The sequence below is a fragment of the Armatimonadota bacterium genome (assembly GCA_013314775.1).
Taxonomy (GTDB): Bacteria; Armatimonadota; Zipacnadia; order Zipacnadales; family JABUFB01; genus JABUFB01.
The window spans coordinates 359940-371416 of the sequence record JABUFB010000001.1 but is presented as its reverse complement, the minus strand read 5'-3'; the positions used below and the strand labels follow the sequence as shown (position 1 = coordinate 371416).

At 64.4% G+C, this 11477-nt stretch carries 8 protein-coding genes; 1 reads left to right on the top strand and 7 read right to left on the bottom strand.

The features are described 5' to 3' along the window. Nucleotides 1-2 precede the first annotated feature (2 nt). The 4 genes from HPY44_01370 to HPY44_01355 all read right to left on the bottom strand — a co-directional run bounded on the left by HPY44_01370 (nucleotide 3) and on the right by HPY44_01355 (nucleotide 4240). A complete protein-coding gene (locus HPY44_01370) occupies nucleotides 3-1268 on the bottom strand; it encodes a PocR ligand-binding domain-containing protein (GenBank protein NSW54637.1) in 1266 nt (421 codons plus the stop codon). Nucleotides 1269-1756: 488 nt separating this feature from the next. Beyond that, complete coding sequence (locus tag HPY44_01365) at nucleotides 1757-2236, bottom strand: NAD(P)H-dependent oxidoreductase (protein NSW54636.1); 480 nt, start codon at nucleotides 2234-2236, stop codon at nucleotides 1757-1759. 27 nt (nucleotides 2237-2263) lie between these two features. Continuing rightward, nucleotides 2264-3910, bottom strand: a complete 1647-nt coding sequence (locus HPY44_01360) for an alkaline phosphatase family protein (protein NSW54635.1) — start codon at nucleotides 3908-3910, stop codon at nucleotides 2264-2266. Nucleotides 3911-4084: 174 nt separating this feature from the next. Next, a complete protein-coding gene (locus HPY44_01355) occupies nucleotides 4085-4240 on the bottom strand; it encodes an SEC-C domain-containing protein (GenBank protein ID NSW54634.1) in 156 nt (51 codons plus the stop codon). A gap of 217 nt (nucleotides 4241-4457) precedes the next feature. On the opposite strand from HPY44_01355, the gene HPY44_01350 reads away from it, so the two are divergent. Next, on the top strand, nucleotides 4458-4685 hold the full coding sequence (locus HPY44_01350) for a hypothetical protein (protein NSW54633.1): 228 nt from the start codon (nucleotides 4458-4460) through the stop codon (nucleotides 4683-4685). Nucleotides 4686-4695: 10 nt separating this feature from the next. Here the strand turns inward: HPY44_01350 and HPY44_01345 are convergent, their stop codons facing one another. The 3 genes from HPY44_01345 to HPY44_01335 form a co-directional block, all read right to left on the bottom strand. Beyond that, a complete protein-coding gene (locus HPY44_01345; protein ID NSW54632.1) occupies nucleotides 4696-8103 on the bottom strand; it encodes a discoidin domain-containing protein in 3408 nt (1135 codons plus the stop codon). Nucleotides 8104-8165: 62 nt separating this feature from the next. Next, nucleotides 8166-9254: a GDP-mannose 4,6-dehydratase gene (locus tag HPY44_01340; protein NSW54631.1), complete on the bottom strand. Its 1089-nt coding sequence runs from the start codon at nucleotides 9252-9254 to the stop codon at nucleotides 8166-8168. Between the two features lie 86 nt (nucleotides 9255-9340). Next, nucleotides 9341-11281: an ABC-F family ATP-binding cassette domain-containing protein gene (locus tag HPY44_01335; protein ID NSW54630.1), complete on the bottom strand. Its 1941-nt coding sequence runs from the start codon at nucleotides 11279-11281 to the stop codon at nucleotides 9341-9343. Nucleotides 11282-11477 lie beyond the last annotated feature (196 nt).

The window sequence follows — 11477 nt, the reverse complement described above, 5'->3', positions numbered from 1 at the left end:
GCTTACTCGGCGGGCACAAGCGGGATGGCGAGAGTGAAGGTACTGCCCTTCCCCACCTCGCTGTCCACCCAGATGCGCCCGCCATGGGCTTCGGCAACCATGCGGCAGAATGTGAGACCAAGGCCGGTGGAGTGCTTCCGCCCGGCCTTCCGCGTCTCCACCTGGCCGAACTTCTGGAAGATGCGCTCCCGGTATTCGGGCGGAATCCCGGGGCCATTATCAGCCACCGAGACCCTGACTTCACCGTCGTGACAGGCTGCCCGGAGGCTTATCTCCCCGCCGTCGGGCGTGAATTTGATAGCATTGCCCAGCAGATTCACCATCACACGGCGCAGCAGTTCCCCGTCAGCGCGCACCGTGCCGCAGGCAGGATCGATAGCGGACTCCAGATGATGTCGGTGTTCGAGGGCCAGCCCCCGAACTTGTTCGAGTGCGGTGGCTGCTATTGCGGCTACGTCCACGTTTTCGAGGTTCAGCTTCATCTCGCCGCTTTCCATCTTGTTGATGTCCAGCAGCGTGTTGACCATCTCCAGAAGCGTGACCGCCGACGCGTGGGCAATGGGCACGAACTCTCGGGTAAGCTCGGGGTCGTAGTCCGTATCCACCACGGTCTCCAGCCCGCCGAGGATGCTGGTAAGTGGGGTGCGCAGGTCGTGGACAATCATGTGTATCAGGTCATCGCGCAGCTTTTCGAGTTCCAGGATCTGCCGGGCGCGCAGGGTGTCATACGCAGCACGCGCCACAAGCTCGGTGATGACCTGGAGGAACCCCGCGACATCCTGGATGCGCTCAGGGGTCATAACGACTGCGTTTTTCGCCACCGCTTCCCCAACTTCGGGCGCCATGCCGCCGGCCACAGCCATCGCCCGGAAGGCCTCCACGTCCGGCGGCTCGGGCAGGCTGCGAGCGAAGACTGAGTAGCCGACGACCTGGTCCTCGACAACGATCGGCACAGCAGTGTCCTGGAATCCCCCGAGACATCGATGGGCCAAAGGCTTCGGCCCTGTGTGCTGGGACCGCAGGCGCTCTTCGAATTGCGGCTCGGGCTCATCCCACTTCTTGCGACGCAGGCAGACAGTATTGGTGTGGTCACCGGTTACAAGCGACCCGCAGAAGCGCAGGGGCTCTTCGACTTCGGTCAGCGGATTGCCGTCACGGTCGATGAAAACCATGGGCACGCCGACCACCGCCCGGAACTGGCGGCGCAGTTTGTCCAGGGTTTCCACTGGCACGAGGTCGAGCAGCTTCAGGTCCTTGGGCGCATCCACAGTGGTCCTCCACGAACGGCAGAAAAGCGGCGTTTGCTCCTAGAAGGGGTAATGTTCCTGTCAGGGCCTGTGGTTCCCTGCCCGGCAGCCATTAGCCCGAAGAGAGACCGGGGAGCCCTCGATAAAGGGCTCCCCGGTCTCGCAACTTGGTTCTGCTCTCGGCTACGCGACCTCTGCGACGGGCGGAGACAGGGCGGCTGCGCTCTCCCGGTACCGCTGGGCGCAGACAGGGCACAAGCCGTGAGTGACAGGCAGGGCCCGTGAGCATTCCAGCCACACACCCCGGTCATCGCGCCCCCCTGCAACAAGGACCCTCAGACAACTGCAGCACTGTTTCGGCGTTTGCATGTTCGCGTTCTCCAGCGTGGGCTGCGATGTCTGTCGCGGATAGCGCACCAGGCCCCGGCTGCCGTCGAGAATCTGCCTACACCCTCTATAGCGGCACGCCACAGGCAAACCTTAGGTCACAGCAGCCCCACGACGCATTGTTACCCGAAGAGCCGCACCGCCAGTTCGGCCACCATCTTCCCGTACTTGCGGCACTCACGCTGGGAGCGATCATCGGGCGCGCCAATCGCGACCGGTCCGTAGTGATCCCCCATCGGCTCGCCTTTGACGATCATCCCGTGGATCATCAGCGCCTTCACAATGTCAAGCACCGTGGTCTCATTGCCGCCACCGACGCCGCCGGCGGAAGCGAACCCACCGCCCACTTTGCCGTCCAGCTTGCGGTGATGCTTGACACTATCATCGATGAGCTGCTTGAGCTCCGCCGCCATTGTTCCGTAGTACACCGGTGAACCCATGACGATTGCGTCGTAGTCCAGCAGGTCGTCCGGCGTCACATCGGCCACCGGCAGTACAAAGACCTCGACGTTTTCGACCTCGCGAGCACCTTCCGCGATATGCCCCGCCATCGCCTGGGTATGGCCGGAGCGGGAGTAGAACGTGATTAGCATCTTGGCCATGGTAGGTACCTCCTCAGTGTTCCATCTCTACAGATAGCCCAGATCCTCAAGCCGGGCGGTGACCTCGGCTTCATCTTCTCCGCTGAGCCCTGACCCTGCAGTTACACCGTCTTCCAGCGCCAAGACCTGTGCCTGCTCTCGCACCTCCGCCGTCAGACACGCCAGCGCCCGGCCCTCGATGTGCTCAGGCGGGGCGATGCCCAGGAGCGTGAGTACTGTCGGCGCAACGTCGCGGATATCGGCAGCGCCAAGATCGCCCGAAGGGCCAATTCCCGGGCCGGCTGCGATGATAATGCCCTCCGCGCTGTGCCACGCAGCCTGGTCTGGTTCGGCAGGAGCGATAAGTGCAGGGTCGTAGGTGTGCGCGGCCTTCAGGTCAGGGCGGTAGCGCACGATGACGTCGGGCTCGGCCCCATTGTGAGGTCCGGGGTGGATGTCCTCGCGCTTCCAGGCATGGGTTATGACAGGCAAATCTGTGCCCGGCTCGCGCCAGGCCAGCAACCGGGAGATTAGCTCGTCGCGCAGGGACTCGTACTCCGGCCCTGGCGACACCGTGCCCTGAGGCTCGCGCCCGGCAAGATTGATCCGGATGCCTGCGCCCAGCGCGGTCGGGTCCAGAAACGCCCGGGTGCGGCCCCAGTTGGGCGAAGGCGCGTGCAGGATCCGGCCGAGACGCGGCACCGCAACCTGTCGTTCGCGCACTCCCGAGGGAAGCAGCCGGGCCAATGGGCCGAGCTTCAGCTTGCCCAGTAGTTCCGCGACCGTGCGCTTACGCCAGTTCATCGCGTCCTTGCTGCCGCCGAACCGCGAACGCTGCAGATAGCCATTGGTCGCCAGCCACTGATTCAGGTACACAGTCTTGGGTTTCGGCTCGAAGCCGTGGTCCGACACCACGAGGATCGCGGCGTCTGCAGGCAGTGCGCGGGTGATCTCCCCAAGCAGTTCGTCCAGATCATCCAGATGTCTGGCAATGATCGAACCCGCACTTGTGTCCAGCAGCGCCTGCCCAGTCTCTACCGCCTCGGCGTGCGCCCTGCCCAGATATGCGTGATGCGCGAGGTCGCCCGTGTCCAACACCGTGAATACGAGGCCGAAGGGTCCCTCGCGCAGCAGTCGCAGCACGGTCCGGCCCTGGAGCGCCGCTGACTCTCCCAGCACGCGCCGGGCATCCTCCGCGCCTAAACGGTGCAGTTCCCGGACCGTCGGCCGAGGAGCGAACCCCAGACCCGCACGGAGAAGGCTCTCCTGCAAAGGCTTCGGGTGGACCCAACGCGAGGCTGCGTCCGGAGTGAGCATGCCGGTGACCATCACGCCATTCACATCCACCGGCGGGTAGAGATTGGGCAGGTTGGTGACAAGGCTGCGCAGGCCCGCGGCTCGCAGGATGTCCCACAGTTGCGGGGCTCGCACATCACCGGAGCGGATGATCTGCGAGCCATAGCCGTCCATGCGCGCGAAACCCAGGATGCCGTGGGCGCCCGGATTGACACCGGTGCACATGCTGGTCCAGGCGGCGGAGGAAACTGGGGGCTCCACGCTCTTCAGTCGGGCCCATGCGCCGCGGTTCATCAAACCCGCGAGCACCGGCAAGCGCCCGGCATCAAGCAGCGGCTGGAGAATATTCCAGTCGGCGCCGTCCAGACCGATTACGGCAACCATTGATGGACGAGACATAGGGTCGCGGATGTCCCGGGAGCAGTTGATGTAGGGGGATTAGACACGAAACCAGCCCAGGCGTCAAGGCGACGGACTTCCGGCGTCCAGGCACAGCAAAGCGCCCCGGTCGCAAGACCGTGGTGCGCATTCACTCTTGCCGTCAGGCGGGGGATCAGTCGGTGACCGGCAGGTTCAGCGGGATTGCTGTTTCTTTTGGTCGGCCTGAAGATGACAGGACTTGTACTTGCGCCCGCTTCCGCACCAGCACGGTTCATTGCGCCCGACTTCGCGTGTTGTGTCGGGCTCGCGGGGTGGGAACAGGCGGTTGAGGAACTCGATGACGCCCATGACGAGATCATGCTTCTTTCGTGTTTGCGGGATGAAGGAACCCGCAGACGCTACACCTTTGGGCGCGCATTGTCAAGTGAGCGGGCCGCTAATTGGGCTGGCTCTTGTCGCGCCCTTTGCGCGCCCGGTATAATGCCCCGGCGACGGGCCCGGCCTTGGGCGCATGCAACTCGCGCGCCGGCGCATTTCCTGCCCGACCCGACCGGAAGGTGGATCCGTGGACAATCTCCTCAACTGCGCATTCACGGCCCTGGCGCTGCCTTTGGGCCTGTTCCTGCTGGTCTACGGCATCATGCTGCTTTTGAACGGCAAGGCTGACCACGGCGTTTTCCTGATCGTCCTCGCCGTTTTGCTGCTGGGTGCCGTGGCATCGGGTTACGTATCCGGATCCCGACGGCGCGCGCGGAACAAGGCCACAGCCAGCAAAGGTGGCAAGGCGAAGTAGCCCCGGGCCACTACTCCACCTGAACTTCGGTCACCCACAGGATATCGGGGCGGTCCGCCGGTCCTCCATGCGCGGGTTGGTAAATGCGCAGGGAGTCCACCACCACAGGCTCGAAGGAGAAGACAGTCCGCTCGTCCTTCGTGTCAACGCCCCTTTCATCGAGCTCAACCGCCTTCCAGCCCTCCCCTTCGCGCACTTCCACCCGCACGTCCCTGGACCGGTAACGCTTACCACCGTCAAGTGCCCAGTGCACCGTCACCTTGCCCACTCTCTGCGGCGCCGGGAAATCCATGCGGATCCAGTGTGGGCGCGGATCGTCGGCCGATGCCCAGGCAACCCGGGTCCAGTCCGGGGTATCCGGGTTGATGCGGCCATCGGCAAGGACGTCGGGCTGATACCCGCTAAAATTGCTGTCCACCGATAGGCGAGTGCCCGCAGGGACGCCCGTGGTCTGGTCTACCACCCACCAGATCGGAGCGGCTGGCCCGGGAGCGGTTGATACCAATGGGCAGGGCTCGGTGAGCCGCTGAGGCCAGAGGGCTGCCTCTGTATTCCCCGTGAACGCGATCAGCGCCAGACGGGCGAGGTCCGCCGCTTCCACCAGGTCTCTGCGCGCGCGAGCGCCCGCGTCCCGGGCTTCCAACGCGTCGAAACGCGCCAGGTCGCCTTGCGTCGCCGCAGCCAGTTCGGTCAGTCCGTCAGCATTGGGATTGGCCACGAGCTTGAGCGCCTGCTCACGCCGCGAATCGAGCTGCGCGAAGGCGTCCCTGACTGCGTCATTTGTGACGGTGGCCTGTGCGGGCTCGAAGCCCGGGCTCTTCAGCAGGTTCCTCTCCGGGTCAGACGCCCGCGCCACGAAGAGGTCATCGAACCAGACCGTCCCGGTATGCCCGCGGAACATGCAGTAGACATTGACCGTGCTGAGGGTGGCTTCCGGGTGAATACGGATCTCCCCCACTTCCCAGTCGTGGGTGCCGGGCGAGAACTGGATGGTGTTCCCGTAGAGCTTTTCACCGTTGTGGTAATAACAGTCCACGTATACGCTGTAACCGCTGTCCTTGTTGCCGGACACCTCCTGCGCCCGGGATGCGCCCCTGATGATGAGGTCCTCCGGCTCGCTCTGGTTGAGGTTCAGCACCTGGGTTGCCCCGGCCATCTGTTTCGGGTCCGCAAGTGCGGCACGCAGAGACGCCTGACCGGTGTGGGCCACGGTGTAGTCCAGTTCCCCACCGGTCATGTAGGGCGTCCAGCCCGTGAGCATCTTGCGGGCAGATTCCGTCGCGGCCTGGTACTGCTGTCGCGCCCCGATCATCCGGGCCAGCGCGTCCAGGCAGCGCGCGGAAAGCTGCGCCGGCGTCCCTACCGCAATCACACCCACCTCGGCCGGAGGCACCTCGACCTCGAGCCGTCCCTCCTGGATGGGAAGCACCTGTCCCTTGATGAGGTCCAGGGCGCAGACACCGCGCGCCTTCAGGCAGGCCAGACCTGCCGACAGGTCGATGCTCACTGTGGACGGCCCCTCCGTGGGGTCGCGGCGAATCGTGAAATAGACGACGCCATCCGCCGTGCCGCTTGCCCCGCCGCCGAAGCGTTCAATCTCGGCCCCTGTGGTAAGGCTCGAGGCCATACGCATCGGCTCCCAGCCCGCTCGGCACAACTCGGCGCAAAGCGGCATGTAGCGCCTAAACAGGGAGCGGTCACGGTTGTACCACTCGGGGTGATCCCAGTAGCTGGAGCCGGGGTTCGCGCCGCTGGGGCTGATGTCGAAGAACCCGGGAAGTACTCCGAAGGCCATGCAACTGCGCATGTACGACTCGATCCGTGCCTGCGGGTGCTTGCTGTAGTCCGTCTTCAGCAGGGTGCAGAAGGGCTTCTGGTACGAGTACGCCCTTGCGCGCAGGAAGCTCTCGTCGGAGTTGACCCAGCCGCCTTCAGCGCCCAGCACATCCAGGTACGGGAACGCATAGCTGAAGGAAGTCATGGACGAATCGTTGAGCATCGTCAGCTTGCCCGCGGGATGGAGCGTGTCGGCGATGGCCCGCGCCCACTCCAGAGACGCGAAGAAGTTGTACGCGACCGGCCGCTGCAGCGACGCATCCCACAGGAGCGGGTTGTCGGCCACCCGGAAGTGCTCGCGGGAGTAGTCCAACCCCACTGCGATGCCGTCGTAATAGCACCCATCCACCCCGACGGGCGATGGCTTCTCCATCACCCGCTCCACCAGGCGCTGCACCATGGCCCTCCCGTAGGGCAGGTCCGGGTCGACGCAGGGTTGGCTGAAGATATGCCCGTAGACGCGCTCAGGCAGGATGTTCACCGTGCCGTCCGGGTTCTGTATCCCGGTGATACCCCACACATCATCGATCCCGGTGCGTCCCTTGGCGACCTTGTTGAGTGCCGCCAGCTGCTGTTCGTACGGCGGAAGTGGCTGGTCGCGCGTGTACCCGGGGATGTCGGCGAACTCCCCCGCGCAGTGGAAATAGATGAAACTGGAGACACCCAGCTCATCGTCGAACCCGGGCTCAGGCGCGCCTTCCTGGTAAGCGAAGCCGAACTCATCCACGTCGGGAATTTCGCTGAGTCGGTCAAAGGGCATCCAGGCGCCGAAGGACGGGACGCGGGCCCGGAAGTCTTCGGGCCAAAGCGCATAGAGCGACGCAAGCGCACCGCGGAACCCGTTCTCGGAGCGCAGGGGAAGCAGTACCAGGGAGAACCGGGCCGTGCCGGGCTCGCGGGTGTCGGGGCTCAGGGCGAAATCCCAGGCCGAATACAGCACGCCACGGCGACCGTCGAAGCCGAAGCGGAACAGACAGGCATCTCGCGGGGGCTTGGCCAGTCCCAGGCCCGTACGGCCGGTAATGGCGGCCACCGGGTACCACGAGTAGTGCCCGAAACTGGCCAGATTCGCCTTGTCATCGAACTCGGGCAACCCGGGCAGGCCACGTAGGCGGGTGACATTCGCGTACTGCTGCCCTGCCTCGGTGACCCGCCAGGTGTCGGGGTCATCCCACCATTTCCAGCCCTGAGCACCTACGGGCAGGCCGAACTCCAGCGCAAGACCCCGATCCTGCCCTGTGCGGTCCCGAACCGTGAGAGTGATGCCCACCGTGCTCAGCGGCCCGGCGGTGTAGACGGCATCCACGTCCAGTCCGAATTGGTCGCAAGGGTAGCTGGCGGCGATGCCCGTCTCCCCCACCGCCACCGAGCCGCGCAGAGTCGCCGAACCCTGCTTGCCGGAGACATCATATATGGTGAGAGTCCCCAAAGAGCCGGGGGCGAGAACTTCCTGCCCCCACGAGCGGACGGAACTGATCGCCCCGTCTTCTGCGAGGTAGATGCTGAAGGAGTCATCCCCCACCTGGATGGGGGCAGCGGAACAGGCGGCGCAGCACAGGAGAGCGAGGAGGAGAGCAGGCATGAGCGGACCTCCATGGGTGAGGCAGTGAACTCCCGAAGCGAACCCAGGGCGGTGCGATCGGATCAGGCCGCCCAGGCGATCCCCTGCCTGGCGGCGGCTCTTGCGTGGTCCCCGACGATCCGCAGGGCAAGTGCCCGCAACTCGTGCGGGGCGGCGCCTGCGGCCAGCGCTTTCTCGAAGGTGACCAGCTCCGCGAGCCCTTGGTCAAGCGTGTATGCCGCCTGCCAGTGCAGGCGTTCCCTGGCCTTCGTGCAGTCCAGGCTCTGGTGCGCGAAAGGCTCGTCCCGCGGGGTTCCGCGTTTCCAGGTGATGCCCGAGCCCCACAGTTCGCACATCTTTGTCGCAAGATCCGCGTTGGGCACCCCGCGCTCTTCGATTGGGCCAAAGTTGAAGGCCTCGCCATCAACATCCGGCCGGTCAGACTGGGAGAGAAGCCACAGGTATCCACTCACCGTATCCCCCACGAAAGTGTAGGGTCGGGTGAACGCGGGGTTCATGATGACCGGCGGCTCGCCTGCCGCCAGGGCGTCGGCGATGTCCACGAAAATCCGTCCCTTATGGCGGTCGCCCGGCACCAGCACGTTCCCCGCGCGGGCAATGGCGAACCGCTTGCCCGCGGGCTTCAGGTACATCTGGTAATAGTCACGAGCAATGAGGTCTGCGCAAGCCTTGGATACCGCATACGGGCCACTCGCCACCAGCGCGTCGTCCTCCACCCAGGGCTCGCCGCCCTTGTCCCGGTACACCTTGTCTGTGGTGATGACAACCGCGCGTTCAATCCCCGTGCGCCAGACGGTTTCCATGAACGATGCGGTGCCGATTGCATTGACCGAGTACGTCTCCAACGGGCTGCGTTGGCACTCTCCAACGATGGCCATCGCGGCCAGGTGCAGGGCGGCGTCCGCCTGCTCCTTTTCGGCGATTTCCGTGAGGTGATCCGCCATGCGCACGTCTTCAGTATGCAGGACGACGCGCGGGTCCTGGGCCAGCCCGCAGCGCGAGAAACAAGAGCCCTCAGGGCTACGCGCGTTGTCCACGCCGATGATCTTCGCGGCTCCGGCCTGCAGCAGGTACCAGCCAACCCAGGTTCCCTTCGCACCAGTCAGTCCGGTGACCAGCACGTTCTTGCCTTCATAGAAGCCGCCGAACATGGGCATCTCCTCAGTCACTGCCGGGGTTTGCTTCCGCGCTGCGGTCGTGGCATGTGGAACACCGGATCGAGAGCTCTCGGGCACATCTAGTCTTCCTCCGCCGCCACCCGCTCCCAGAGTTCATACACGGTCTGCAACTCTGCGCTGAGCTTTTCATGCTCGGCATTCAGCGCCTGGGCGCGCACCGGCTGGTCATAGGTGGCCGGGTCGCCGAGAATCCGGTGCACCTTCTCAAGCTGCTTCTCCAGGTACGCCGCGCGCTCCTCCAGCTCTTCCGCTGTGGGCAGCTGCTCCTGTCCGGATTGCGCTCGCTTGTCCTTGCGGTTCTGCCGCGCGAGTCGCTCCTGGCGCTGTCGGTCGCGGCGTTCCTGTTCCTCGCGCTCGCGCCGCTGGGCTTCCCGCTCCTGCTGGATCGCCTCGCGCTTGGCAACGTATGATGCGTAATTGCCTTGGTGAACCACGGCCGTGCCGCCACCCATCACCAACACGCGGTTGACCACATTGTCCAGGAAGTAGCGGTCGTGAGAGACCACAATCACTGTGCCCCGGTAGTCTCTGAGCGCGTGTTCCAGGGCATTGCGCGAGTCGATGTCCAAGTGGTTGGTGGGCTCGTCGAGAACAAGCACCGTGGGCTGCATAAGGATCAGCTTGGCAAGCGACAGGCGGCTCTGCTCGCCGCCGGACAGGTCCCCGACCCGTTTGAACACGTCATCTTCGACGAACAGGAAGCGCGCCAGAAGGCTGCGGATCTCGCCCTGGTCAGCGGTGGGCAGGATCTGGCGGAACTCCTGGAAGACGGTGTGGTCCGGCGTCAGGCCGAATTCATCCTGGCGGTGATAGCCGATCTCCACGCTCTTTCCCAGTCGTGCTCTGCCCTCGGTGGGTTGCAGTCTGCCCAGCATGATCTGCAGCAACGTTGTCTTGCCGCACCCGTTCGGACCAACAATTCCCACCCGTTCGCCGCGCCGTACGAACAGGTTGATGTCGGAGAACAGCCTGCGCTCGCCGAAACTCATGCCCACGCGGGTGAGCTCCAGGATTTCCTCGCCGCCCCGCATTTTCGGCTCAAATCGCAGATTCATCTGCCGCGCCTGTGCCGGCGGGGGATCGAGATACTCCATCTTCGACAGCAGCTTCAATCGGCTCTTGGCCGCGCGCACTTTCTTCTCCTGCTGGGTCCCCAGCGCCCAGCGGATGAAGGCCATCTGCTTTTTCAGCTCCTGCTGCTGTCGCTCATACTGGCGGCTGTACGTGAGCAGGCGCTCTTCCTTCTGATGCAGGTAGTCCGAGTAGCCGCCCCGGTACTCCGTCAGGTCGCAGGCTTCCAGTTCCAGGATACGCCGCGCCACCGAATCCAGGAAACGTCGGTCGTGGGAGATGCAGACCACAGCCCCGGGATAGCTCTTGAGATACCCCTCCAGCCACTCGATGCCCTGAATGTCCAGGTGGTTCGTGGGTTCGTCCAGGAGCACCAGGTCCGGTTCCTTGAGCAGCAACTGGGCCAGCGCAACCCGGCGCTGCTCACCGCCGCTGAAACTATAGATGTCTCGGTGGAAATCAGCTTCCGGCACTCCGAGGCCAGTGAGGACACTGGCCGCGCGGCGCTCATACTCGTACCCGCCGGCGGCGATGTGGTGCGCGGTAAGGCGCTCGTGTTCTTCCAGCAACTCCGCAAGCTGGTTGCTGTCCGTCTCCGCGGACATCGCCTCTTCGAGCCTGCGGATCTCCTCCTCACGCCGGCGCATCTCGCCGTACACTGCCATGACCACTTCCCACGGCGTGATGGCACCGCCGAAATCAACGTCCTGCGAAAGATAGCCCACCGTCATGCCCCTGGCCTTGTGAATCTGGGCATTGTCCTCATAGGACTCCAGTCCCACCAGAATTCGGCACAACGTGGTCTTGCCGCTCCCGTTCGCGCCGATGAGCCCGACGCGATCCCGGTTGTCAATACTCAGCGAGACACCGTCCAGGATAAGATCGGTGCCATAGTACTTGGTCAGATTGTGGACGCTGATGAGCGGCATGGTGGTGGATAACCCGAAGTGCGAGGCGCGGTAATTGGGTGCGGCATGCCAGGGCGGCGGGGTCGGGACCCGGAACGCATGGCCGAATTGTAGTGTAGACTGTCCGCGGCCCGGCGGCAAGAGCGAAGCACACCCGGGCTCTTGTGATCGCTGACGGCCACCTTGCCTCACGTGCAGGCCATTGTGTAAGATTAGG